At 37.9% G+C, this 26,230-nt stretch carries 25 protein-coding genes; 9 read left to right on the top strand and 16 right to left on the bottom strand.

Annotation, left to right across the window (positions count from 1 at the left end; all coding sequences use genetic code 11):
• Window positions 1-41: 41 nt before the first annotated feature.
• The gene (locus ABTQ23_RS04125) at window positions 42-374 is read right to left on the bottom strand and encodes an EthD domain-containing protein (RefSeq protein WP_408614368.1); all 333 of its coding nucleotides are present in this window, start codon (window positions 372-374) and stop codon (window positions 42-44) included.
• 220 nt (window positions 375-594) lie between these two features.
• Between ABTQ23_RS04125 and ABTQ23_RS04120 the strand changes: the two genes are divergently transcribed.
• Window positions 595-1,827 (top strand): MFS transporter, encoded by a 1,233-nt coding sequence (locus ABTQ23_RS04120; RefSeq protein WP_408614367.1) that lies wholly within the window; start codon window positions 595-597, stop codon window positions 1,825-1,827.
• 65 nt (window positions 1,828-1,892) lie between these two features.
• On the top strand, window positions 1,893-2,762 hold the full coding sequence (locus ABTQ23_RS04115; protein ID WP_408614366.1) for an arginase family protein: 870 nt from the start codon (window positions 1,893-1,895) through the stop codon (window positions 2,760-2,762).
• 95 nt (window positions 2,763-2,857) lie between these two features.
• Here ABTQ23_RS04115 and ABTQ23_RS04110 read toward each other — a convergent pair whose 3' ends face one another.
• Window positions 2,858-3,556 (bottom strand): FadR/GntR family transcriptional regulator, encoded by a 699-nt coding sequence (locus ABTQ23_RS04110; protein ID WP_408614365.1) that lies wholly within the window; start codon window positions 3,554-3,556, stop codon window positions 2,858-2,860.
• 366 nt (window positions 3,557-3,922) lie between these two features.
• On the opposite strand from ABTQ23_RS04110, the gene ABTQ23_RS04105 reads away from it, so the two are divergent.
• Both ABTQ23_RS04105 and ppiC read left to right on the top strand, forming a co-directional pair.
• Complete coding sequence (locus ABTQ23_RS04105; RefSeq protein WP_408614364.1) at window positions 3,923-5,242, top strand: MFS transporter; 1,320 nt, start codon at window positions 3,923-3,925, stop codon at window positions 5,240-5,242.
• Window positions 5,243-5,499: 257 nt separating this feature from the next.
• Entirely contained in the window at window positions 5,500-5,778 is a 279-nt protein-coding gene (gene ppiC / locus ABTQ23_RS04100; RefSeq protein WP_408614363.1) for a peptidylprolyl isomerase PpiC, read from the top strand.
• 261 nt (window positions 5,779-6,039) lie between these two features.
• Here the strand turns inward: ppiC and alsE are convergent, their stop codons facing one another.
• From alsE to ABTQ23_RS04075, 5 genes are all read right to left on the bottom strand, one after another.
• A complete protein-coding gene (alsE, locus tag ABTQ23_RS04095) occupies window positions 6,040-6,732 on the bottom strand; it encodes a D-allulose 6-phosphate 3-epimerase (RefSeq protein WP_408614362.1) in 693 nt (230 codons plus the stop codon).
• Between the two features lie 156 nt (window positions 6,733-6,888).
• Window positions 6,889-7,995, bottom strand: a complete 1,107-nt coding sequence (locus ABTQ23_RS04090) for a PTS fructose transporter subunit IIC (RefSeq protein WP_408614361.1) — start codon at window positions 7,993-7,995, stop codon at window positions 6,889-6,891.
• 45 nt (window positions 7,996-8,040) lie between these two features.
• Window positions 8,041-8,352 carry a PTS fructose transporter subunit IIB gene (locus tag ABTQ23_RS04085; protein ID WP_408614360.1) on the bottom strand — a complete coding sequence of 104 codons (312 nt, stop codon included), beginning with the start codon at window positions 8,350-8,352 and terminating at the stop codon, window positions 8,041-8,043.
• Between the two features lie 68 nt (window positions 8,353-8,420).
• The gene (locus ABTQ23_RS04080; protein ID WP_408614359.1) at window positions 8,421-8,888 is read right to left on the bottom strand and encodes a PTS sugar transporter subunit IIA; all 468 of its coding nucleotides are present in this window, start codon (window positions 8,886-8,888) and stop codon (window positions 8,421-8,423) included.
• A 23-nt stretch (window positions 8,889-8,911) separates the two neighbouring features.
• Window positions 8,912-10,477 carry a BglG family transcription antiterminator gene (locus ABTQ23_RS04075; protein ID WP_408614358.1) on the bottom strand — a complete coding sequence of 522 codons (1,566 nt, stop codon included), beginning with the start codon at window positions 10,475-10,477 and terminating at the stop codon, window positions 8,912-8,914.
• 1,343 nt (window positions 10,478-11,820) lie between these two features.
• Between ABTQ23_RS04075 and ABTQ23_RS04070 the strand changes: the two genes are divergently transcribed.
• Window positions 11,821-12,285 (top strand): hypothetical protein, encoded by a 465-nt coding sequence (locus ABTQ23_RS04070; protein WP_408614357.1) that lies wholly within the window; start codon window positions 11,821-11,823, stop codon window positions 12,283-12,285.
• A gap of 518 nt (window positions 12,286-12,803) precedes the next feature.
• Here the strand turns inward: ABTQ23_RS04070 and ABTQ23_RS04065 are convergent.
• The 4 genes from ABTQ23_RS04065 to ABTQ23_RS04050 form a co-directional block, all read right to left on the bottom strand.
• Window positions 12,804-16,445 (bottom strand): YobI family P-loop NTPase, encoded by a 3,642-nt coding sequence (locus ABTQ23_RS04065; protein WP_408614356.1) that lies wholly within the window; start codon window positions 16,443-16,445, stop codon window positions 12,804-12,806.
• 201 nt (window positions 16,446-16,646) lie between these two features.
• Window positions 16,647-17,195, bottom strand: a complete 549-nt coding sequence (locus ABTQ23_RS04060) for a recombinase family protein (protein WP_408614355.1) — start codon at window positions 17,193-17,195, stop codon at window positions 16,647-16,649.
• 263 nt (window positions 17,196-17,458) lie between these two features.
• The gene (locus ABTQ23_RS04055) at window positions 17,459-17,830 is read right to left on the bottom strand and encodes a DUF3775 domain-containing protein (protein ID WP_408614354.1); all 372 of its coding nucleotides are present in this window, start codon (window positions 17,828-17,830) and stop codon (window positions 17,459-17,461) included.
• 238 nt (window positions 17,831-18,068) lie between these two features.
• On the bottom strand, window positions 18,069-19,877 hold the full coding sequence (locus ABTQ23_RS04050) for a tyrosine-type recombinase/integrase (protein WP_408614353.1): 1,809 nt from the start codon (window positions 19,875-19,877) through the stop codon (window positions 18,069-18,071).
• A gap of 518 nt (window positions 19,878-20,395) precedes the next feature.
• On the opposite strand from ABTQ23_RS04050, the gene ABTQ23_RS04045 reads away from it, so the two are divergent.
• The gene (locus tag ABTQ23_RS04045) at window positions 20,396-21,133 is read left to right on the top strand and encodes a DUF4145 domain-containing protein (RefSeq protein WP_408614352.1); all 738 of its coding nucleotides are present in this window, start codon (window positions 20,396-20,398) and stop codon (window positions 21,131-21,133) included.
• Between the two features lie 77 nt (window positions 21,134-21,210).
• Entirely contained in the window at window positions 21,211-22,164 is a 954-nt protein-coding gene (locus tag ABTQ23_RS04040; RefSeq protein WP_408614351.1) for a toll/interleukin-1 receptor domain-containing protein, read from the top strand.
• 344 nt (window positions 22,165-22,508) lie between these two features.
• Here the strand turns inward: ABTQ23_RS04040 and ABTQ23_RS04035 are convergent, their stop codons facing one another.
• Genes ABTQ23_RS04035 through ABTQ23_RS04015 form a run of 5 tightly spaced genes read right to left on the bottom strand, consistent with a single transcriptional unit; the run spans window position 22,509 to window position 25,151 of the window.
• Entirely contained in the window at window positions 22,509-23,678 is a 1,170-nt protein-coding gene (locus tag ABTQ23_RS04035; protein ID WP_408614350.1) for an Arm DNA-binding domain-containing protein, read from the bottom strand.
• Window positions 23,654-23,839, bottom strand: a complete 186-nt coding sequence (locus ABTQ23_RS04030) for an excisionase (protein WP_408614349.1) — start codon at window positions 23,837-23,839, stop codon at window positions 23,654-23,656. Before ABTQ23_RS04030 ends, ABTQ23_RS04035 begins: the two co-directional genes overlap by 25 nt.
• Before the next feature lie 43 nt (window positions 23,840-23,882).
• Entirely contained in the window at window positions 23,883-24,245 is a 363-nt protein-coding gene (locus tag ABTQ23_RS04025; RefSeq protein WP_408614348.1) for a TetR family transcriptional regulator, read from the bottom strand.
• A 19-nt stretch (window positions 24,246-24,264) separates the two neighbouring features.
• Window positions 24,265-24,915 (bottom strand): DNA N-6-adenine-methyltransferase, encoded by a 651-nt coding sequence (locus tag ABTQ23_RS04020; RefSeq protein WP_408614347.1) that lies wholly within the window; start codon window positions 24,913-24,915, stop codon window positions 24,265-24,267.
• Window positions 24,912-25,151, bottom strand: coding sequence for a hypothetical protein (locus ABTQ23_RS04015; RefSeq protein WP_408614346.1), 240 nt, complete (start codon window positions 25,149-25,151; stop codon window positions 24,912-24,914). The genes ABTQ23_RS04020 and ABTQ23_RS04015 overlap by 4 nt, the downstream gene beginning before the upstream one ends.
• Window positions 25,152-25,493: 342 nt before the next feature.
• Here ABTQ23_RS04015 and ABTQ23_RS04010 point away from each other — a divergent pair, with 342 nt between their 5' ends.
• Window positions 25,494-25,838 (top strand): HU family DNA-binding protein, encoded by a 345-nt coding sequence (locus ABTQ23_RS04010; protein WP_408614345.1) that lies wholly within the window; start codon window positions 25,494-25,496, stop codon window positions 25,836-25,838.
• Window positions 25,838-26,221 carry a hypothetical protein gene (locus tag ABTQ23_RS04005; RefSeq protein WP_408614344.1) on the top strand — a complete coding sequence of 128 codons (384 nt, stop codon included), beginning with the start codon at window positions 25,838-25,840 and terminating at the stop codon, window positions 26,219-26,221. Before ABTQ23_RS04010 ends, ABTQ23_RS04005 begins: the two co-directional genes overlap by 1 nt.
• Window positions 26,222-26,230 lie beyond the last annotated feature (9 nt).

Here is a 26,230-nt window from a genome sequence, read left to right as displayed (position 1 = left end):
TACGATTAAGTGTAGTTCTCTCTGTTTTTATATATTGAAAATTAAATAACAGGTTCTTTATTGAGGGGCAATGAAATCATTGTTTCAAAGTCGATAAATCGTTCACTATCACTTGATATAGCTGTTAGTTGATTACTAAACTCTGAATCTTCAGCAGAGCGATAGGTATAGATAGATAAAGCATCAAAGTCATCATATTCGGTAGTTGTATAAGTATCACCAATCTTCTGTGGTTCTCGAATAGGATGTTGAGTGTAACTAATTAGTCCACGCGCATTCCCTGCCATTACTTTTTTATGCTCATTATATAATTTAAAAAATGTTTCACGACTCATCCCTGGTTTACGTCGAAAAAGATAAGCAACAGTATGCATGTTTAACTCCGGTTTTTTATAACTGATGAAATCATTTTGCGCATTTTTTTTATTTAAAATTGTCTGATACTGCCTTTTTTATTGACTGATTTTGACAAAATTTGAATTTTTCAATATGTCCTGATGAGTAAAGTTATTTGTCTGTTTTAGTCAAGAATAATACTAAGGTGAACGGTTAAATAACCTTATATTCATATTTAACTGTTGAAATGGACTTGCTATGAAAAGCTTAGATAATGAGTGGAAGCTGGTGTTATTGCTTGCTTTGCTATTTGGAATTATAGGGCTAGATAGATTTGCGATTGTTTATTTATTTCCAGTGATTGTTCCCATTTTGGGGATTGATAACACGCAAGCGGGAGCTATCGCTTCAATTTTGGCATTAACATACGCTATCTCAACTTGGTTGTTAGGGAGCTATTCAGACCGCCATGGCCGTAAGGGCGTGTTAATTTTCTCGACAGTCTTTTTCTCTTTAATGACTTGGGTTACTGGGGTGGCGAAAACCTTTGGCTCAATGTTAGCGATTAGAGCATTGCTGGGGATCGGTGAAGGCGGTGTGTTTAGCACCAGTGTGGCTACGATTTCTGAGAATGTAAAACCACATCGTAAGGGATTAATGATGGGGGTTCATCAGGCTTTTTTCCCATTATTAGGCATCGGTTTAGGCCCGATTATCGCCACTCAGTTAAATAAATATATGCCTTGGGAAGCGGTCTTTTTTGTGGTTGGTATCCCTGGAATGTTGCTGGCATATGGCTTACATCGAGTCATGAAAAATAAACCAGTTGAAAAACCGGTAGCGAAAAGTGCTGTTCCACAGACAAAGTCCGGTATGTTTAGCGTACTTAAAGAGCGCAATGTCTGGGTTGCAACCCTTATGAGTTGCTGCTTTCAAAGTGGATTGTACGTTTTTTCAACTTTCGTCGCTTTGTACTTGACTAAAGTGGTACATATAGAGCTGTCTGATGTTGGTTTTATTATTTCAGGTTGGGGATTCGGTGGAACTCTTGGAATGATCATTATGCCGTCTTTATCCGATCGTCTAGGCCGCAAACCTGTTGTATTTTTCTGCTCTGCTATTTATTGTGTGCTGATGTTCATCTTTGCTTTTAGCTCTTCTCTTTCTGAAGTCGGCATGTTTTCGCTATTAGCATTTGCCGGTATTTTTGGCTTTGGTTTGGCGCCTATCTACCTTGCGATTATTCCAGCTGAGAGTGTCCCTGCTCATCAGTCTGGGAGCGCGGTTGGGATTCCAACAGGGGTTGGCGAAATAGCGGGTGGTGTATTAATGCCGGTTATTGCAGGTGGCTTGGCTGACCTGTTTGGTCTGCATATTACGATGGAAATCGTTGGTTATGCTTTTGCCATCATCGCTGGGTTATCACTGCTGTTCCATGAAACAGCGCCATTGAAATTACAACAACGACAAATGAGTGCAACGCTCAACTAAATTTTAAATGAGTTCATAAAGCCTGCTTAAAGCAGGCTCTTTTCAAGAGCAATTAAGGAGTATCTATGTCTGATTCAAAAAATCTTCGATTACATTTCCCTCAGTGGCAAGGTGGCGATAATGAAGCGTATTATTTTGGCTCTCAGCTACTTTCGTATATAGCGCCACCTACAAATGGATTGGTTGAAACAGTTGATGTTCCAAAGCCCGATGGGAGTGCTCAAGTTGAAGAAGGTGGGTTGAAAGGCCGCTCGCAAATAATCAAGCAGGCTAAACAAGCCCAGCAGTTAATTGATAAACATCAACCTGATAGCATTGTCGTTTTAGGGGGAGACTGTTTAGTTGATTTAGCACCATTTGCGTATCTTAATAAAAAATATGATGGCCAATTAGGTGTGCTGTGGGTTGATGCCCATCCCGATATTTTGACCCCTGAGCAGTACAATCATGCTCATGCAATGGTGATGGGGAATTTAATGGGATTTGGTGATGAGCAGTTTACCGCTCTCGTTGAACGCCCAATTGCAACAGAAAACGTGTTATATGCTGGATTGGGAAAAACCTTAGATTTTGAAACTGACTTTATTAAAGAGCATCAGTTAGATTTCATTGGCCCTGAAACGCTTAATCAAAGTAGTGCTCAGGTTATTGAATGGATAAAAGCCAAAGGCATAAAAAAATTAGCGATTCATTTTGATTTGGATGTGATGAGTACCGCTGATTTTGGCTCACTGTATTTTGCTGAACCGAATGTCCCTGCCGATAAGTTTGACGGTTTAACGCAAGGTGCCATGCAGTTTGCTGCAGTTCAACAGTTGATCTGTGATGTTGCATCAGTTACTGATGTGGTTGGGCTTGGCATTACCGAGTACTTACCTTGGGATGCGATGCGCTTGCAAAATATGCTGAAGCAATTCCCACTGTTAAATCGTTAAGCGGTAAAAATGATGGTTTAATTTAAGCACAATTAAACCGTCTTTTCCCAATTTAGAACAATTAGAACGCAGCTCTAGAGACATTCTTGGGCTGATTATTCTCTATTGCCGAGCAATACCTGCAGAACATGTTCTAAATGAATTTCCATGACTTCTTTGGCTTGCTTTGGATCTCGGTTATAAATGGCGACAGTAATGTCTTCATGCTCTTTTTGTAAGAACAGTGGAAAGTCGCAGCGTACGTAATGTTCTTCCATCGATTGAAAGCGGCTGTTATGGCGCTTGTTCCAAAGATATTCCATCATATCTTTGAGTACTTCATTACCGGACATTTCGCTGATTAACAGATGAAATTTTCGGTCTTCATCTAAAAATTCTGCATTGTTTTGCTTTTTATTGACCAGCACTTTGGTAATTTGGCGCAGCTGTGCAATTTGTTCATCTGTGGCGTTTTCTGCGGCGAGCTCTGCCATCATCCCTTCAAATTTTTTGCGAGCTAGCATCAGTGAGCGGATACTAAAGTCATCTTTATCTTTTTGATTGAGCTCGTTTTGCTCTGGTGTTTGCTGGAGAACATAAACCCCATTGCCTGGGCGAATTTCAATCCATTGGGTGACTTCCAGCGCAATAAATGCCTCTCTGACGGATGAACGACTCACCCCCAGCTGTTTGGATAAGTCTCGCTCTGAAGGCAGCATCTCTCCGGGTTTAAATTCGCCGTTTCTTATATGTTCTTTTATTAACTCAGAAATCTTTTGATAGATCCGCTGCGTTTGAACTTTTTCGAGCTTCATTGTTGTACCACGATTGTTGTATTTGTTTTTATCATGCAGATAACCCAAAGAAAATTTACGTTAAAAGTCCCGCCGATGATAGGTATGAATTTCATTTTTTTGCCGTCTGACTAGTGCCTATCAATACTTTTTAGTTTTTATAACGGGTTTTATTCCTAGTGTTTGCAAAAACGGAATATTTTCTTCGGTAGACGATTCTAAATTTGTCAGTTATTTCGTCAAGTTAGCGTTCATGATGCCTATGAATCGAAATGAATAATAGTGATTTGCATCACACATAATTCTGATTTTTATCTAGATAATGGCCTGGTGGACTGACCACTGGTCCAATGCATTTGTTGTAACTTGAAAATCAAGGATTCGTTCATGGATAAATTTATAGGACATTCGACTGAGGCGGCGGTTCCTCATAAAACGACGCGAATAAAAAAGCTGCAGATTGTTTTTCTGACTTTGATCTTTTTAGGCGGGATCATTAACTTTTTGGACCGAGGATCGTTATCGGTTGCTAATGAAGCAATACGCAGTGATTTAGGACTTTCAGCGACGCAATTTGGTTTATTGCTGTCAGCATTTTCACTGTCTTATGGCATCTTTCAGCTTCCCAGTGGTCTTTTGCTCGATAAAATTGGTCCGCGTGTCATTTTAGGGGGCGGGTTACTTATTTGGTCCGTGATGCAAGCCATGGCTGGGGTTGTGAACAACTTTTCGCACTTTATTATGCTCCGTATCGGCCTTGGGGTTGGTGAAGCGCCATTTATGCCATGTGGCGTTAAAGTGATTAACGATTGGTTTAGTGCCAAAGAGCGAGGGATCCCGGTTGGTATCTTTAACTCATCAACCACAATTGGTCAGGCTTTTGCTCCGCCAATTTTGGTCGCCCTGATGTTAGCGTTTGGCTGGCGCATCATGTTTGTCATCATCGGTGTGGCAGGGATTGTTATCTCTGTGTGCTGGTTAGTTTGGTATAAAAACCGCGCGACATACCCACTGACTCAAAGTGAAGAAGAGTATTTAGACGGCGAAGATAAAACCGACTCTCATGAAAAAGCCAAAGGGCTCGCTTTTAAAGAATGGCTGGGCTTGTTCAAATATCGCAGTGTTTGGGGCATGATCCTTGGTTTTAGTGGTGTGAACTACACAGCTTGGTTGTATCTGTCTTGGTTACCCGGTTACTTACAATCAGCGCGTGGCTTGAGCCTTTCAAGCACCGGTATGATTGCAGGGATCCCATTTTTGTGTGGCTCGATAGGGATGCTGGTCAACGGGTTCTTGTCGGATAAACTGGCGCAAAAAGGTTATTCATTAATCAAAACCCGTAAGTCATTTATTTGCTTAGGGCTGGTTATCTCGGCATTTTTCACTTTGTTGGTGGTGCAAGCGCAAACAACCGCATTAGCCGTTACCTTCATTAGCTTAGCGCTGTTCTTTATCCACTTTGCTGGCACATCTGCCTGGGGCTTAGTGCAAGTGATGACGCCTTCGAAAATGGTGGCATCGGTTAGTAGTATTCAAAACTTCGGGAGCTTTATTTTTGCCTCGATTGCCCCGGTACTCACCGGCTGGGTCGTTGATACAACACATTCATTCAACCTTGCGTTGGTGATTTGTTCATGTGTCACCTTCGCTGGCGCATTATGCTACTTCTTTGTGGTTAAAAATCCGATTAGCGAACCACAAGCATAACTATTTAATAGAGCCGTAATCCTTTTAAAAGCAGTCAAAACGCCCGATGAATCATTGGGCGTTTTTCGTTAAAGAGCGCCCCTATTGTCGCTGCTAACCCTCAAAGTTAACTACCTGGCAAGCTCATTTGTTCGATGACAATAGTATCTGCGTTTGCTTTACCTTAATGGTGTGGTTAAAAGATACAGCAACAATACTCGAAGCTTTTCCCTTGGTGGGATACACTACGCGGCAATTAGAACAAAGCGAGAATCACGATGGCCTCAACAGCTGCTGCACTGCATATTTTGGTTAAACATAAGAGCCAAGCTGAAGATATTATTCAGCAACTGAAAAAGGGCGCTAAGTTTCAGACCCTTGCCAAAAAGTACTCCACTTGCCCATCAGGCAAACGTGGTGGCGATTTAGGCGAGTTTCGCCGTGGCCAAATGGTTCCAGCTTTTGATAAAGCTTGCTTTAGCGGGGAAATTCTTACCCCTTTGCTGGTTAAAACCAAATTTGGCTGGCATGTGGTGAAGGTGTTGTACCGTACCTGAGCAAGAGACATGAAGTATTAACTCAGTATTGGTATTTATTTATTCTAGAGGAAGTGATTGATTGCACGAATATCGTATTCAAACATGAAAATAGTTTTATAAATAGAACATTGAATAACCAAGAACTCTAACTAAAGATATAATAGGGTTCTTGGTATAAAGGCCATCATAGTTTTATATGGTTATTCTTTATCAATTATCAATAACTAAATCTGATATTATTTTCTGAAATTTTGTAACTTATTCTAATAGTCGTAAACCTTAAATAAATTTTTCACCTGTTGCTTCTTCAAATTCAGACACCATCTGTTGCCAAGAACTATGGATATTATCTGTTAAACTGAAGAGCCCACTGCGACCAATGATATAAATATCTGGTTTTGCATCATAAATGACTTTCCAATGTTCTTTATTGGTTGAACCATCCATTTCAATCAGATAATGGTAATCGTGATCTTCACGGAGTTTTTTTAATTCGCTGATTTTTTCGAGCATGTACTCGAGAAATCGCTGACCTGCAAATCCTGGATCAACAGTCATAACTGTGATTTTATCAAGCATATGGATATATGGCAGAATATCACTAACGGGAGTCTCGGGATTTAATACTATACCCGCCTTGAGCCCAGCTGAATGTATTTGGTCAATCAGACGGAATGCTATGCCATTCATTAATTCAGCAGGCATACAAATGACCTCACATTTTATATTAATAAGTTGCTGCACCCAAAAGGTGGGATTGGATACCATTAAATGTGCTGACATTTCTTTATTAGTTAATTTTCTGGTTTGCTCAATAAACCAGGGAGATAAACTTAGATTGGGTACAAAATGACCATCCATTATATCGATATGAAATGAGTCGACATGGTTATTCAGAAAAGTTATTTGCTCTTTAAATTGATCAAGGTCCATTGTCATCAATGATGGAGAAATTCTAATACATTCAGTCATATTTATAACATCCATTATTTAAGGGGGAATAGATTAATCATATATTAGAGTAATAACTGATGCTCTAATATTAGAATAAATTGTATTATTCTAGTGGTTGTAATTTTACTTTGATTTAATCACTTATATAAAATTTGTAAAAATATAAATTGAGTGTCAGCTAACCTTAATATCATCCAATTTTATTTCTTCTTCTTGTTCATCGGTATCTATAATAACGTCCCGATGAACCTCTTTTTTGATGAGCGCGTAGATAATACCAGTTACTAATATATTTACTAGTAATGCCATAACTCCAGCCATAGGATGTGACATTGTCGGAAGCATTAATAATCCACCAAAAGGCACTGTAGCATCTGCGCCATAAATCATGGTAACTGCTCCACCGCAGGCTCCACCTATTGCTGCGGCTACAATACCTCGGATTATATCGTTCATAACTATTGGAATAGATCCTTCTACAATATTGACTATTCCCATAGGAACAGCTGACTTTAATGTTTCGATTTCCTCATTGTTATAAATGTTTTTGCGTAGAATCTTGCTAATAAAAAAGGCAAGTCCAAAGCCGATAGGTGTTGCAGTGTTAACTAACTGTAATGCTGTAATTGGCTCATTGATGCCTTGTGCCTGAAGAGTAAGAACGAAGGCAAAGCATGTTTTATTGATCGGTCCACCAAAATCCAGAATACATAGCGCCCCAATTACTGCGCCGATAACTAAGTGAGAGGAGGTTCCCATGCTTCGTAAGAAAGATGTCAGACCATTAGTAAAAATACCAATAGGGGTCCCAATAATATAGATCATGATTAGGCCGCTGATTATGGATGCAAAGAAAGGAACAATCAATGTCGGCATTAATCCCTTGGCCCAATTTGGAACTTTAAAATATTTTATGATAGCAAGAGCAAGATAGCCTGATATATAACCACCAACCATACCGCCGATGAAACCTGCTGTAATAGCATTAGCTGCCAAGCCTACGACAAAACCAGGGGCAATACCGGGTTTACCAGCAATCGAACCAGAAATTCCACACGCGATTACAACGGGTAAAAGCCCAAGTGCTTTTCCTCCTATAGTGGCTAGTGCTTGCCATAAATCAAATTTGCCTGAAACCAGCGTACTCTGAGCCGAACCACCAAAAGCCATACCAATAGCAATAATAAAGCCTGCTCCACAGACAATTGGAATCAAGAATGAGATGGCCGTTAGCAGATGACCTTTCGGATTTGCTGCTTTCCATAAGTCTTGTATACTCATAAATAAAGCCCTCTATTTCTTAAGGAATAATTGTTAATGAAACAATTATTCCTTTACTAATTCATGCAACTTTTCAATAAGTTTATTTGGAGATTTAATTGCTGTTTGTGTTGTTACTTTTACTACTTTCTTTCCAGCAAATCTCTCTTCACCTGAAACTTTTACATCGACAGCTAGTAATACGATATCCGCTTTTGCTATTTCATCATCAGTTAGTTTATTCTCAATGCCGATTGTACCTTGAGTTTCAATTTTGACATTATCTCCGGCTTTTTTGGCGGCTGTCTCAATTTTTTTTTGCGCAATATATGTATGGGCAATACCTACAGTACAGGCAGAAATTCCAACAATATTCATAATAATTCTCTTATGTTATTTTATTATTTTAACTGCATGAAGAAATTAAAAATAATAAATAGTTATAGTTATATATTTACTTCAGCTTGAGTGTTAAAAAGTTGAATGATATTTTCTGGGTCATCTTCAACTAACAGTTTAGCAATTACTTCATCATCTGCTAGGGCACTAGAAATCTGTGTTAACAAACGAATATGGGTCGTATTTTGATCCTCTAAACGGACTGCAAATAAAATGATACAACGGATGTCACTACCATCTAGGCTTTCCCAAGGAACTTCTTGTTGGGTGCGTCCAATAGCTAGTGTAGTATGATTTACTGATGCAGATTTCCCATGAGGAATTGCAATATGATTTTCAAATCCGGTTGAACCTTGATCTTCTCGTATCCAGACATCTCGAATGAATTCATCTTTATTACTAACTGAGCCATCGTTAACTAATAAATCAGTTAACTCCTCAATTACTTCTCTTTTATTTTTAGCTGTCATATTTAATTTTATGTGTTTTACACTGAGTATTTTTGTTATATCCATAAACCACCATCATTGAAGTCAAATTAGGATTGGGCAATAGTATATGCATCACCAGCTTGATGAAGCTTTTCTGTAATTAGTTTGTCAGTAATTCGTTGCAGATCTGCATCATTAAGAAATGCAGTTACATGTACTACTGGTATTTCCATTTCAGGTACATGAACTGTAGAGATGATTAGATCTGGCATCATTTCCTGGCTAGAATTTTGCAAGTTATCGGATGGCACTGCAGCAACAATTTTCCAATCGGGAAATGCTCGTAGAATTCTACTTTTAAGCAAATGCGATGTGCCTATCCCAGTGGAACATACTAATAATACGCGTTTATGTGTAATCTGGCGTTCGATTGCCGCCTGAAAATGTACAGCTAGGTAGCCTATTTCATCATCAGACACTGCTTGTTGAGTATAGTTAATAAAGACATCATTCACTACAATACGTGTTAAGTGATAGACATCTACTAATTCATTTTTAATATCATCAAGCAATGGATTATGAATAATAATTTGGTAATGAAGCCGATTAATTAACGGCCGTATATGTACCACTAGTCCTTCATATAATTGTTGGTCTTGGTCAAGTTTTATATTGACTAACAGTGAAAAGTGATTTATCAAATGTACAGTGATATTATGTGCTTCATCACTAAATAGCTCTGTATATAACAAGTTACTACTATTATTTTCGACTACTAATACACCAGATGAAATAATGTATTGATAAATAAACCATACTTCATCTTCAGGCAATGGCAAATCAATATGTTCTTCTATTTTAGCTACCATCTCCCCTGCAATAATAAATACTGGATCTTTTAAATTTTGTCGAACTGCATGTCCTAGATTGTCCAGTAAATTGCCTTTAATCCGGCGATGCATCATAATTAAGATATGAGTAAATATATTGATATAATAAGGTTCACCTAATGGGTATGCCAATGTATGTTCCATTTCCTGCAATAGAGCTTGAACAAAGGCAACATCGTCCTTACCAAAATATTGAACCAGTGCTTTATAGCTGCCTGGATCTAACCTAGATTGGTTTATGAGACCAGGATCCTCGTGATTTATTAATCCATTAATCAAGGTGGCCATCGCTTGACGTATATTTTTTTCATTACCTTTAATATGGGTTCCACTTTTACTACGAATTAACTGCAATCCAAGTGGAGTGATCCATTCTTCAATTATCCTCAAGTCATTGACTATAGAAGCATTACTAATAAAATATCGGTCCGATAACTTGTTGATTGAAGTATTTTTTGGGGTCTCACTCAGTAACCAAGATACAATTTTTATCCGACGATCATGTCCCATAATGCCATCAGAATCATCATTCCCACCATTGATCTGTTTTTCCAGTTGTAAGAGATCTGCTGTGTTTTTAGCTACTAATAACACACCTGTTCCTGCTTTTTTTTCTGCCTGTATATTCGAGTCTGCAAGATAGTCATTAATCATTTTCAGATCACGCTGAATGGTTTTTTGAGAGACATTAAATTCTTTAGCTAGGCTCGTTAACGTGACATATTCCTGTTGCTGTAACAAGAAGCGTAATAGTCTGTGTTGTCGTGAGGTAATCATCTTCATTCTTTACCCTTAATTACAGACCAAATTAATAAATATGGTTAGCTGTTTAGTATTTGTATTTAATAAATAGTTTCAATAAATATTCTATATGAATAAATATAAGAGGAATTTTATAACACTACAATACTAAAAATTGTCCATAGATCTGGACAATTAACAAACACTAATACTCTAATTTAGTTAATAAATGTGATATCTGTAGAAAAATTTAGAAAATAAATAGCAAATATTAACTTTTGAGTAAGTTTTATTGATTGTTATGCCTATTCATAATAACAATCCTACTGTCTTGATTTGGCTTTGTTTTTCGGAGCGATCATACTATCGCATGTAATTGCCATAATGCCTAAACAACATTTCTGGTGAGGAGTGGCCCATTTGTTCGACTAGCCACTAGAGATTGGCGCCAGATGACATGTGACGACCGGCGAGGGTGTGTAGGCAGTTGTATGGGCGGCAGTAGCGAACACCTGCTTTTTTGAGTGTTGGGTTTCCAAGTTTTTTGCGCACTGATTCGTTGGTTGCCAGTGTGTATTTAGTCTCGGATCATGAAATATATAGTCGCTATGTAAAAAGGTGTGTTCTTTTGCTGGTGGAGGGTAGGTATTGCTTCTCTTTTTAACTCGAGCATCAGTTCGGTTTGCTTGAGTTTTTATTTTTTAGGCAATAAAAAAGACGCTCGAAAACGTCTTTTTGCAATTTGGTGGAGCTGGGGGGAGACTCCTGCTACAAATAAAAAATACCATATAAAACAATATTTTATAAAATACAAAAGCTGTCGCGTAACACCTCGTAACAGGCTGTTTAGTACCACAGCTCTGTTCATTGCACATGACTATGTCACATATACTAATATATTGCCAAACTTGCTTCACTAGGCACGGAGTTGTTGCCAAGTCAGATTAAGATATTTTATAACCTGAAACGGTTGGATAACTTCAATGATAAGTTTCCACTATTTTAGTATAACAGTCAGTAAATTAGTTGGAGTAAAAGCTGTTGGGTTAAGTGGTTTAATTGACCTAAATATCATTAAAAATTGGAAATTTACCGTCACTCTATCAGAAATAAATCATTTTTTTAGGAAGGTTCTCACCATTTGTAAAATCTAATCGAGAGTAGTAGCTGACTGATATTATCCCTGTGCTAGGGATAGTGGATTGGTGAAGTAATTGTGTTGGAGTATAGGAAAGATTGATTGATTGGTAATGTATACCCTATCCTAATATATACTCCTATCTCTATGTATTACTTCTGTTCTTATGGGGTATTATCTTTAGACCCAGTAACAGTGTGTTAAGTATTGATGATAAATCTAATATGGAGGCCAGTGAGGTACTAAATTGTCTGAATCTTCAGTTGATAAAACAAAACGTAAAATAATCGATGTAATGCACAAGTATCAGCCATCGTATCAAACCTCTTTCTTTTTCGATCATGATGATGCGTTACTTGTGCCGAAGGCTTTCTCTAGTATCCGAACACCTTTGAGTGAAAAATTTTCTAATGCTGTATGTATTTGGTGGTTGCGTTCAATTAAGAGATTTGGACCAGTTCAACCGATGTTTCAGATATTTTCAACTGCTAAGCTTGATAAGCAAGTGATACAAATCATTACCAATAGATTAGATGGCTTTCCTGAATATGTATTACGACAGAGGGCTATCACCCCTGAGAAGTTAGAAAGTTGGACTGAGAAGGTGAAAAAACAGAAACTACACGACATCGAAAAGCTATTTGGGAAGAGTAAGATTAAACGTTGGTCTGTCACAAACAAGAAAGCTGCTAAGCAACTCGATGATGATTGATCATCAACTCGGGTGTTAAACAACCTCCCTTTTTGATTCATCAGAATAACAAAATTAAATTCAGATTAACAATCTTCTCTAAACGGCTCATAGGGCGTTTCATTTAAGTATGTTGTACAGTTGTAGCATAATGCCATAGAAGTTGCTAATAATGGCTGTTTGGTGTCTTAAATCAACAATATAGACTAGTAGTGAGCTGTGTTTTGATACGGATGAGATAATTAGAATTAATTAGGTCATAATTTGGCTATATTTTAGCCATTAGTAAATATATTCTGAATCAATCTAAGTTCAATATATCTCACCAATACCCAGCTATCAATCACTTTATCTGTTCTAGCCATTGTATAAGATCCAGAAAGCTCTAGCTGGTGGTGTGATGAGTGTGCATCAATTTGAGCAACACTATCATATCAAGCCATTTAACATCTCATCATCACAGACAAACACGTCTGGCATGATATTTAACATTATAGATTATTAGCATTATATCAAATTGATATTTTTGTTTATGAATTTCATTCTCGCTGCTTTCTGTAAAGACTGATTTTTATACTATCAAGAGCGGTTTCCTTCCATGAAGAAATAATGTTTCTTGACGTAAGCCATTTGACTAAATTGAGATTTTCTTGTGTGATTTCTAATTTTGGAATGTGGAAGCCAGTTGTTATCTCAGAATATGGTTGTGGCAGTTTAACTAAAATATTACGTATATCATCATTTGTCATAAGTGAATGACATTTGTTAAAAAGTGAAATTTGCATCTCTATAGGTTTGGAATGAATTATCAGTTCTTGAGCAATATTTCCATCAAGATTGGATATGTCGAAGCTGTTGCTGTTGTTAATGATTTTTCCTATAAGTGCTGCTCGTTCGGGATGATCTCCAATTGTTTTTAGGTCGATTAATCCGACTACTCTTTGCTTATCTTCATCATTAATCTCACTTTTAAGAAGTTGTTCTAAGAATTCATCATCTAATTCAAAGTCACTAGGATCATTTAGGTAGGTATCAATGTTGGCTGTAACAAATAATACCTGTAAACTTTCGTTAGGGGAGAGTGAATCGAGATTCTTTTTAGTAAATGAAATTTTCTTCTCGGTTATCAGAATGATAAGCTTAGCGTCATCAACTCCTTGTGGGAATGTTTGGAAAGGGTTTGGTAGGTTATGGATATATTCACCATAAGCTGTATTTGAAAGCGCATTAGCATGGAAAAGACATATACGCAGCTGCTTTGAGGAAGAATCTCTGGGGATTGGTTGTTCTAGGATAACTTTACGAATATCATCTCTATCCAGATAACCGAGCAAACTATCTTCCTCATATTCGGGGTTTTCTATAAATGCAAGACAGTTTGTCCAAGTAGCTTTGACCTTGTTTATCCTAAACAGCATTGAATGTAATCGATTGGGTACATCTTTGATATTGGATAGTAAAGTTATTTGCTGTTCAAAAAACTTCTGAAGAGAATCTTCATTAAGCGTATCGTGACAAGCGATTTCAATAATGGCTTGTTCATCTTCCTGCGAATTAGCGGGGAGTTTCAGTAGTATATTGTGCAGATAACCGTTGAAATTTTGTTCTATTTGTTCTTTTAATGTTTTGTTACTTAAAGAGCATATGGTAGTGAAGTTGCTTTCACGTATTCTTTGGAGATCATCCTCTCCTAGAATTTTTTGATAGATGTATTCGATATTTGGAATAGTGACTTCGAAAAGTCCTTCATTAAACATTGCTTTTATAATTTCAGAATGTTCACTAATTGTGGGTATATCTTTGACTTTAAAGTTAAGAGATATAAGATGGCTTGGTTCCATCTCGGGGAGATATGTCAGAATATCGGGAAGGTTCGAAGCTACAAATTTTGGTAGTGTTTCGAAATCTTTTGCGAGCTCTTCGAGCATTCCTTCTTGTAAATTAGCAATCAGTTGGGTGATATGGTTAGTATTCTTCGGACTAGCAATCATTGTTGGGACAAGCTGCTGCCATTTATTGGTTAGTTGCGAAAGCAACTTTTTAATACATTTACCACTGGTATAATAGGCTTCAAAAAAATCTTCACAGTTTTCAAATTCAGATGATATGTACTCAAAAAGCTTTTGTAGTTGTTGGCTGTACTGGACTTCATTGTGCAATAGGGTATCAACGAGCTTAACGTTTAAAACATAACTTTGCCTAAAATCTTCATCCCTCATAGATGCAATAACTTCTTGTGAATTATCAATTGGAAAGTTAGGCTCGGGTGTTATAAATGCTCGTATTTTTATTAGAAATTTGTTGTCATTAGGCGATAAACGGCCTGAGTGAAAGAGTGACGTGTATTGATAGTATGTATCATCTATATACCCTTCTAAGATTAAAAAACGAGCAAGTTCATAATGTTCACCAAGAGTCTTGAAATGCTCCATAGTTTGGTTACTATCTGATTGTAATATGTCCTTGAGTTTAGCGGTACGAAGCTGAGTGATTTTTGATCTTAGGTTCCGTATTTTGTTAATAATGTTGCTTTTGTTATCAACAGCTTTATCTTCGATCACTTTCTTGCGTTGTTTATAACTATTTCGGGAATCTGAATCCAAAGGATTATTACTCGATTGTATAGGGTGATTGCTTCGCTGGTATCTTATACGAGAATCTTCTAACAATTGGTCAAATAAGTTGTGACTGGTTAATTTAGAAAGCGCAATAAGTGTGCCATTATGAGAACCTATATTGATGGTATCTGCTGGGAGAGCTTCAATAATATTCATTGTGTAAATTTGCCTTAATTCTTTTAGGTTTTCAAAAACTTGCAGCTCAGTGGCTTTAAGCTGTTGTTCAAGCTTCTTAATCTCTGCCCTATAATCCGTTTCCCTTTTATTAATTAGTATGTCTCGTAGATTCAATATAGCGGCAAAAGTACCCTGTTTCCTATGTAGCTGCTCAAAGTCACTCGGATACACGTTTTTATAAATCAATATTGCTAGAAGCTTGTCTGCATTGAACAGTGCTTCACCATCAGTTTCCAAATTGGTTACATAAATTGTATATTCATTAAAAATATTTTGAATTAGTCGTAGGTCATTCAGATATTGCGATACTTCCCTTAAAAACTGTCGGTCAAGGCGGTCATCCAAATCTAACCTTATTTCCTGTTCTAAAACCATGTCTATTGAATTTGCTGTACTAATAATTGGTATGACAGGAATGATAAATTCGAAGAATTTAGTTCGATCTGTGCTTATAAACATGCCATCACGTAAAGCATAGAGAAATTTAATAGGGCGTTTTACTCCAGCATTCTCATTGATGAGACTATTTATTTCCCGTAACGTTACAAATATTTCAGCATCATTAAATCGGTCTAAGTCTTCGATGACTACAAGCCTGTATTTGGTTGTTTGGAAAAAGTAGATTATTTCGTCAAGATGGCGATTAAGTATCGATGTTTCATCACTGTACGCGGGCTTTATTTCAACATCTTTTAGTGAAATACTCTTGATCGATAAGCCTAAGCTGGTGATATAGATATGATGTAGAATTACCCAGAAAAATATTGCAGCAAACGCTAGTATCCCTATCTGGGCTAGTTTAGTATGCGATAATGGGACAAAAAAAGAACTGCTGATAATATCAGTTCGTATATGAAACACATACCAACAGGCAAGTATTCCTAACATAATGAATAGAGACTTAAAAATTGCGCTAAAACCAGGAACTTGGATTCTTTTGAAACGAGATAGTGGAAGTTTATTTGCATCAGCGCCATACAACATCTGCTGAAGGATGCTTCTTTCTATCTCTTGACGATCCACCCTCTCTTCTTTTTCCTTATTAAGGCTATTGATATTGCTCTTGTCTTCTACATTAATGTTAGAAATGAACGAAGCGAGAGATATATGAAGAGCTGGCGGTTGATACTTCTTCAAAAATACCTGAATGATACTGCTTTTCCCTGACCCGTATGGGCCAGTTAAAGCGATGTTTGAGACTTTTGGATTGTTCATTGCATATAAAATTGCTTCGGAATATATGCCCGTTTTGTCAGCTTTATCTGTTGGGGCTAGATCTACAAACTTTGGTTGTTTATCCGTGGATTGTATTCTTCTTTCCAGCCAAGTCGCAGAATTACGCAGGTATTTAGTAGCAATCGAGAATATTAGGGATGTAATAGCCATTCGGGATTATCAGAACCTTTAAAAAACAAAAAATGAGTAGATTACAATATTTAATATAATATAAATTTTTTCTTTTAGATTCATGAAACTAGTGAGTTACAGCTAGCAACAGGCTTGCTTGTTAATATGACGAGGTGCTATCTCCTAGGGTTTATGGAACATTTATTCTTTTCTCATGAAGCAGTACAAATATTCAACATTTTAATTTCGTTCAACCCTGATAATCGTCTGCCGACTCACATCATACTGACGTGCTAGCTCAGATTTAGATACTCCCTCTGCTAGCTTGTGTTTCACTTCCTGTATCTGTGGCTCTGACAGTGCCTTAGAGCGTCCTCCTTTGCGGCCTGTACGCTCTCTGCCTGTCTGTAGCCTATCCACTATAACGCTATGCTCAAGCTCTGCAAAGACGCCTAATAACTGTGTCATGGCTTTTTGCATCGGGCTTTCACTGTTTGTATCCACCTGACCATCCAATGTTTTGACATGAACACCTTTAGATTGCAGTGTTTGAATGGTAGTGAGAATTGCATTTAAGCTTCTTCCCATACGATCAAGCTTAGTGAGAACAACAACATCACCATCTCGCACATAGTTAATCAGTTCATTAAGGTGCTTCTGATTCTCATCTGATTTGCCTGATTGCTTGCCATTAAAAATCTTAGTACAACCAGCAGCTGATAATGCCTCAAGTTGAGCTGATAAATCTTGGTCATGAGTGCTGACGCGTGCATAGCCGATAAATGCCATTGATAACCCCTGTTCACAACTTAATAGTTACGGACAGGATGATAGCATGTGTTCAAAACTTTTAAAATAAAAATATCGGACATGTACGAAACTAATTTATACAATAGTACGCTATCGGCTTCGAAGAATGAGACTTTATATGTCATTGATTGAGATTGTGTGTATTTTTGAACATTATGAACAAACATAACTAATGGTCGTTATTTGAACAATTTATGTTGAAGCCGACTCTGACTAATTTAAGCGGTTTTAGATATAATCAATTATGATAATTTATCTAAACCTTTTCTCAAAAAGTCTGCAAGTCTCTTTTTCTGAAGAAGATAAATAACTGCTTCACGATAACTTGATTGAACTTGTCTTAAAGCTGGGTCATATAAAAGCTGCCAATTGATGCTTTCTTCCATATCAGAATGGCGACCTAGATCTGTTAAAGCAATTAATTCAGCCAATTGTTCCTCTGATAGCGTACTGATTTTCTTATCCAATGCTTTGAGAGAAGGGCTTTCTAATTCTTTTATTACTGCTGCTGCTAGTTCATTAGATTCAATTATGGTAGTTTTTTTCGTTGGCGGGTTGTGTTCGTCTGCTAATTTTATAATTTCGTCAATATCTTTAATTTGTAAGTAATTCATAAGCTACCATAGTGTATTATCAATAGTTATAGCGAACCGTGATTCACTCTCTAGAAATCTAGAATATCACTAAATTCAAATGAATCCAGAGAGATTGATATTATCAAGGCATCAGCTTTGTAGGCTCTCGTAGGGCAATATCGGATTTTTAGGGAGAGTTTATCCGTGATATTTTAATATTTTGCCAAAAATGACGGGCCTGCAGCTGTCGGGGTTAAGTAGCTTTAGGGTCTTGATATCACCATTTTAATACTTGATTGGTTGCAGGAAAGGATAGGGATTCAACGACGTCTGCTACAATCTCAGGATGGTATGCTTTTCCATACCTGTCATAGGTAATTGTTCCTGTTCCGTGACCTAGCATGGCTGCTGCCTTTTCACTTGCTATTCCAGCTTGTTTTAATTCAGTGGCAACAGTGTGTCTAAAACTGTGAAAGACGATTTTCTGTTCAATTCCACATCGTTCTTTGTATCGAGAGAACCATTTTCCTGCGGCTGTAGAATAACCATCACGCTGATAGTTGAGTTCTGGAAAAACTCGACCGTTCTTATCTAATGAGTCAATATATTCGAGAAATCCTAGCTCAATCAGTTTTGAATGGATAGGGAGCACTCTCTCAGAATTTGCATTCTTAATTTTTTGATCAGAACGTTGGTCCGTAATGTGAATACACCATATTCCTGTTTTGCATGTAACATCAGCGACATATAGTTGGCATATTTCATTGAGTCGAGCACCTGTGAATAATCCTAATAGCGGTAACCAATAGTAGTATGGGTGCTTAAATTCTTTGTTTGTGTATATTGGGCTTGAAAATAGCTTGTTAAGCTGTTCTTCATTCCATGGTGGACGCTCATCACTGATTTTGTGCTTCCTGCCCGTACCATCATTAACTTTGATTGATTCAAACGGATTTCGAGTAATGTACTCATGCAAGCAAAGCCATTTGAATAGAGTTGAGCATTTCTCAAGGTATGATTTGACACTAGATGGCGACAGCGTTTTGCTACGAAGCAGGGATGCTCTATCTAAAATAGCTTTCCCTTTTAGTCCGTTAAACTCTTTGAATTTAGTTTTGTTTGATGGATATTTGCGCAAAAGATTGCGAACATTCTCTGCAATGGTTCGATTGATATTATCAATGGATGGATTGTCTAGAAGATCGCAAATGACATTGAGTCTATTAGTGTAATCATTTAATGATTTTGCTGAAATGACCCCTTCATCTCTTTTGCTTTGTACAAATTTTGTGATTGCTTGAGAAAACTTGATTGACACGCTTTTCGATGAAGTTGTATTAGATGCATTAGTTATAGAAATTTGAGGTGGTTGAACTATTGCTGTCTGTATTTGAATTGGTGTTTTTACTTCATCCACCAATGGGCTTATGGGGCTAAATCCTGTTGTTGATTCAACATAGTTTACAAGACGCAAAAAGTGTTTTTTTGTTAAAGCAACATCATTATCTTCTAATGCTATTCGTATATCCTTGAAAATCTTAAAGCATTGTTTGATTGTCTGAACAAGCATCCAATATTCTGTGGATCCGAGAGTAAAAGGCATGTATTCATTGGTATCAATACGTGTTGCAAAATAGTCCTGAACTTGCTCTTCAAGTGATTGATTTAAATCGTAAACTGTATCTAATATGAACTCATCTTTATAGAATCCTACAATGGATGCTGTTTCTGCATAATTTTCATCACCAGCTTCTTGAAGACAACCCATAATATCTTCATGCATGAAGGACGCATCATCTGATATTGGATTGATGATGCTTATTATTCTTTCTGATGTTTTACCTACTAAATGGGTTAGCATCGTCTTAGTGAATTTTTCAATCGTTATCGAATCACTTTCCATTTCAAAGACTTTTCTGCGTATTCTTGACTCAAGCTCTAAGGATAACACCTTGGCTTCTTGCTTGTCAGACGTCCTGAGTGATTTCTTTATTTCATATCGATTGGAAAAAAGGTGGCGATAACGAGGTGGAATTTGATAGCGGAATTGCCAAATGCCAGATTTGGAAGAAATATACAGAGCCATTTTCAGTACCTTAAATTAGTACAGCTCTGTATATTTTTTAAACATATTCCATGTAACTAATTGAAATACATGGGATATATGGTAATTGGTGGAGCTGGGGGGAGTTGAACCCGCCACGATTTAAATATAACTACTTAATTTTAATGGTTTTTATTTTTTACTTGTGCTTTTCGTGACGTCAACGTGCCATTTTGAGTTATTGTTTTGGGTAGGCAAAAATCAAATGTGATGAATCGCATTTTCCAAGCTCTTCAGGAGGAGCTATCATCTGTGAAAGTTAATGAATGCGTTGATCCAATACAGATAGTTTTTCCGTTCTAATGTTGTAACTACGCATGCGTATTTCTTCTTGAGTACCTTTGAGAAATGGGCTTTTTAGACTTATGATAATTCTCTACCTTAAAATTATGAATTTGTATATAGATAGTTAACTATGCGTGTTTATAACGGCCCAACGAGATAAGCGCGCATGTGCACTAACAAAATGTTATGGGATTGGCTAACTTACGGAGTAATTTATGATACCTGAGTATGGGAGTAAGAAGTTTCAATGCCCGCATTGCAACACGGTTGCCACTCAAGAGTGGTTTACGGCGGAAAATGCAGGAAATATGGCAACAGGTATGCTCCGGAACCTGTATTTGGATTATAGGGTACTGGTTGCTGATTATATCCAAAGTCAGATAGACAATTTCCTAAAAAAAATTAATGGAAACTTTAAACAAAGCTTTTATTACTTTGTTCCTAAAGGATTTTCAGTAGCCACTTGTTCCTCATGCGGGAAGTTTACGCTATGGGTAAATAAAGAAATTGTCTATCCTAAGCAAACCATACTTCCACCACCGAACGATGATTTAAACGAAGATATAAAAGCGCTTTATCTCGAAGCTTCGTCAATTTTGATCGACTCCCCGAAGGGTGCGACCGCTCTACTGCGCTTGGCACTTCAGAAGCTATTGGTGCAAGTGGGTCAGAGTGGAAGAAATATTAATAATGATATAAAAGCATTGGTGGCTGAGGGCTTGAGTCCGAAGATTCAGAAAGCTTTAGACTTGCTAAGGGTAATAGGAAATAACGCTGTTCATCCAGGACAAATAAATTTGGATGATAATGCGGATATCGCGCAAAAGTTATTTGGTATCTTAAACTTTATCGCTGAAGAGTTGATAACTAAGCCAAAAGAATTAGACGATCTTTACGCTGATTTGATTCCGCCCGATACACAGGATCATATTAAACAACGAGATGGCTCATAACATAGGGGCGAACATACGTTACTCTTACGCTTTGGTTTTCCCAGAGCACTGTGTTATAAGCACTAAATGGAGTCTTTATGTACCCGAAAGTTTTTGTAAGTCACGCAAGTGAAGATAAAGATAGATTTGTAACTAGTTTTGCGACAAAACTGCGAGAAAACGGCGTAGATGCTTGGCTAGATAAATGGGAAATGTCACCAGGTGATAGTTTAGTCGATAAGATTTTTGAAGAGGGCTTAAAAGAAGCTCAGGCTGTGATAATCGTACTTTCAAATTACAGTATAAAAAAAAAGTGGGTTAGGGAAGAATTAAATGCAAGTATAGTTTCTAAATTATCTAAAGGAACAAAGATCATCCCTATTGTTTTAGATAATTGTGAAGTTCCACAGTCACTTACATCAACTCTTTGGGAGCCAATCCCTGACTTAGAAAATTATGAACAAAACTTTAAAAGAATTTTATCTTCAATTTTTGGTGTTACCGATAAACCAGCTTTAGGTAAGGCTCCTGCATATACTACAAGTGTGTACCATGAAATTAGTGGCCTGACTAAAGCCGATAATTTGGTTTTAAAAGAGTCTTGTGAATATATTATTAGTCATGATGGTAATATGGTTTCCCCTGAGTCGCTGTTTGGTGATGGAGAAAAACTTGGGTTGAGTCGAGCTGAAATTAAGGACTGTATTGAAGTACTAGAGCAAAATGGATACCTTGATGTTTCTCGTTATTTTGGCGGCAGGGAAAATAATTATGCCTGCCATTACAGGGTAACTAATTTTGGTATGGACAAATTTGTCAGAACATATATTGCTGATTATTCTGAAATCTTAAATAAGACGGTAAGTCTCATAGTAAATGAAGGATTAAATAGTAATGTCGCTATCCAAGAGAAAATCAATAAACCTATTGTAATAATAAACCATATTTTGAATGCATTAGAGGCGAATAATCATGTAAAACTGTCTACATTTATTGGTGGTATGGTTAAAATTTACAATGTATCTGCAAGCCTACGTCGAATACTGGCGTAGTGTGCTTATAACAAGACGTTTAAAAGTGAACATGTAATTGTTAACTAGGTTTCGTTGCGCTTACGCATTATAGCCAATTATTACTTAGCCATTTAACACGGAGTTATGCACAACCTGGAAAAATATGATCGCAGATATTCGCAACAGCAAAAACTTGAAGGTTTATCTTGAGCAGCTTGAAGAAGTAAGAGCACGACGGTCATTTGTTGTAGTCCATTTCAAATGAAGAACAAGATAGATGTGTCATTGAATCGCATGTGTTCCAAATTAGTAAGTCTTATCAGCCTTTATTATCCGAATCTAACTGCCGCATAGGCAGCTTAATGATATATAAAAGGCGTTGGTTAGCTGTTGATGTTATGGCGTTGTTTTTCGGAGCGATCATACTCTCGCATGTAACTGCCATAGTGTCTGAACAACATCTCTGGAGAGGCGTGGCCCATTTGTTCGGCTAGCCACCAGAGGTTTGCGCCGGATGAGATATGACGACAGGCAAAGGTATGTCGGCAATTGTATGGTCGGCGGTAGCGAACGCCTGCTTTTTTAAGTGTGGGTTGCCATGCCTTTTTGCGTACTGAGTCGCTGGTTTGCCAGTGTGTTTTTAGTCTCGGGTCATGGAAGATATAGCCACTATGTAAAAAGGTGTGTTCTTTTTGCTGGTGGAGGGCATGCATTGCTTCACTGTCTAAATCGATCATTCGTCTGCCTGCTCGAGTTTTTGTTGATTTGATGATGCCAGAAACAAGTGCTTCGACTACAGACACTTTGTGATTGATCCAGTCTACATCATCCCATTTTAATGCGATAAGCTCGGAAGTTCTTAACCCACTGTGCAGCCAAAAACGGAATAGGTTTTGCCATTGGGGATGGTTATCTGCAGCTTTGATAATTGCTTTCTCTTCTGCAGGTGTGAATGGGTCCACATCTTTGTTTTGCCCCCGAGTTGATAGCTTGTTCTCTTTGAGAATATATCGACCAGGATTTACACCAACACATGGATTAATTTTGATGATGCCATCGGTGATGCCTTCATCTAATGATGAACGTAAAACTGATAGGATGTTGCGCATTGTTTTGAGGCTACATGATGCTTGTGTAATAAATCGTTTAATCAGTGCAGGCGTTACTTCACTGATGTAAATATCATGCAGTGGCTTGAGTGCTGTGATGCACTTGCGATAACCAATCAGCGTTGATGGTGATAATCCTCTGAGCTGGCAGCTTTCCATATAGACTTCGAGATAACAGCTGACGGTTGTCTCTGTTTTTACTTTCTCTCCCAACAAAATAGCAGAGCGGCTATTCGGGAAATGCTCGAGATAATCAAAAATTCCTTTCTCGATATCCATTTCTACAGCCGCTTTTTTGCGAGCCGCATAGCGAAGGTTTGATTTTGTCGGTGGCAATCCCTTAAGGGGCTCACGGCAGCGTTTGCCGTGATACATAAACGAGATATAAATCGTTTTGTTATCCCGTATAGTGACCCCTTTTAGATCCGTCCGTTCCGTGCCCATTCTGTTACAGCCTCTAAATCAATCCAGCGTTCCTTCACGCCATTTACTTTGCGAACTTGCCGACCTACTTGCCAAATTCCCCGTTCAATCCGTTTTTTAACTGCAGCTTCTGATTCACCCGAAAGGTGGCAGTATTGTGATAATGGCACGCACCCCAACATAGTTGACCTCCTCGTTGTTCCTGAATGTGGTAGATGACTTTTGCTAATCGTTTAAAAATTCTCGAAGTGAAAACTCTTTCTCCTTGATGGCCTGATCGACGGCACTAAGCTCTGTTTCACTGGTTGCCTGTAGCCGGATTAATGTAATCTCTGCTTCAAGCCGGACCAATGATGGTTCTGTCTGCTGAATAATGTATTTAGCGACCGCTTCATCTAAGGCTTGTCGGTGAACAAAGTAGTTAAAAATGGTCCCCGGTGATGCATGAGCCACTTTAGCTATTGCCGTATGGGTTACCTCTTTCATCCCTTGCTTTGTTGCAATATCCAGCGCGATATCGAGCAATTGCTTGCGCCGTATCTCAGGGGAGAGACGGGTACGTTTTTGTTTTGTTTCTTGGTTTTCCATAAGTTTGTCTTATTTGTTTTTAATGTAATAAGTCATGATCTAATTCCTGACCTAACTGGCGCAGATAATCGCGTTGGATCCAACTATGAATCGCATGCGTACGTCCTTTGGTGAGTGGATTAAACACAAAGATAGATGTCCCACCTCGGGCACTGGATGGTTTAGAACCTTGTGGATCTTGGGTGTACCATTTAGGTGGTTCAAAAGTGATGCGGCCGCCAATGACGGTCCAGATATCGGTTGCCTTTTTGAGTGCGTCACCGAACCAGTCAGCCTCTGGTGAATGGGGAACAACCATTACCGAGTAAAAGCCTTTTTCGCATTCCTGTCTGGCTTTATCGACAATCTCTCCCAACCCTGTGCAGGTGCTGCCGTCGGTCATTAAACCAACGTGTGGTTTGGAGTAGGGCGGGTTCGCAAAACCTCGACACTCAAGGCCCTTGGATGAACAGTATGCCATCCAATCTTGTTTGAGTGCATTCTCTTTTGCCGTGAAGTAATAGCTGTATTTACGGTTAAAGTGCGAGGCAAATAGATCGATACTGAATGGCCCAAACAATCGAACAATACCTTTAAACTCTTCCTCAGGTGTCTGCCATTCATCGCCAATGTCTTTAGCACAATGGCAGCCTTTATGGATGACAGTTTGCAAACGGTCAACGTAGTTCATGCGGCAGACTCCTGTTGCTCAATCTCCTTCAATTCGTGAATACAGTTCGGGCAAAAATTTGTGCCACAAATCTCATCTGTTTCAAAGCTATGCCAACCAAGTCGCTGCAGTTTGATAGCCGCTGCTTCGGTTGAGGGCGCTTCCACCAGCGCTTGCTGGCCACAGTTACAGCACTCAGCCCTGATCTGGATAACGACTTCGAGTTCGTCTGGTGTAGGTTTTTTGAGTATTAGCATTATAATTTCTTGGTAAGAAAACTTACATTTAATATTAAGTTTTCAATCTTTGAATAGCAAGTAAAAAAGTAAGAAAACTTATTTTTAAAAGATGTGTTTGATAGGGGGTTAAATTGAAGCATATTGCTCTAAACCATTTCTATGAAGCTAGAAAAATTGTCTAGAGACTTTAAAAATGGCTAACTATTGAGTTTACGTCCACATTTTGTCGATTATTTGCCCTATTATTTTAGCCCTATTTCTTCTTCTACATCTTGCGTTGTTCCTTGACCTGCTTTTCCTAATAGTCGAATATGAATCTAATAGAAAAAGGACTTATACAGACATGGAAAAGAGAAGCCTGTGAATAAAAACGAAGTGATAAGAGAAGTTGCTAGAAAAGCAGGGATTTCTCAGGCAGAAGCAAAAAGAATAGTTGAAACTACGTTGGATGTAATCTCTGAGCAGCTGAAATCTGGTGATGATGTAAGACTGAAAGGTTTCGGCCATTTTTCTACAAAAGCAACAGCAAAAACGGGCAAAGCCCGCAGAATTACTCGGGATCATGCAAAGAGAAGCTTTGGAGCTAGACCAACATTTAAAGCCAGTGAAAAGTTAAGAGTGAGCGTGCGGCGCTCTGGAAAAAGTTCATCTGATTCAGATAAAACAAATGATCCTGGTGAGTTTATCAAAAGGATACGAAAATAATGACTGAAGAAAAAAGGATTGAGGACAAAGTAAAGCGTTCGGAGAAAATCAGCGAACTTACACTGTATGTCGCATTTGGCTTGGTTGCTTTAACTTATACATTGTTTAGTTCTAAATCTGATTTCGCAAAGTTGCTATTGGAGTATAGAACGTTATTTCTTATTGCCTCAATTTGTGGTGTGGTTTCTATACTTCTTCATTATTTCCAATATGTTGTGGGCTATTATGCTGCTCAAAAAGCTCTGTTAGAGAGCGACTTCCGATATAATAAAAAGTGGTGGTCCTATAGAATGATTAAGCCATTTTTTGTTGCTAAACAAGTCGTTGTGATACTAGGTGTTATTGTTGTTGCTACAGCGATGACCTTAACTCTAGTTGCATAACAATCTGCA

Origin of the sequence: Celerinatantimonas sediminis (assembly GCF_046054195.1) — a bacterium.
In the GTDB taxonomy this organism is placed as follows: domain Bacteria; phylum Pseudomonadota; class Gammaproteobacteria; order Enterobacterales; family Celerinatantimonadaceae; genus Celerinatantimonas.
This window is presented reverse-complemented; position numbering and strand designations above follow the sequence as displayed.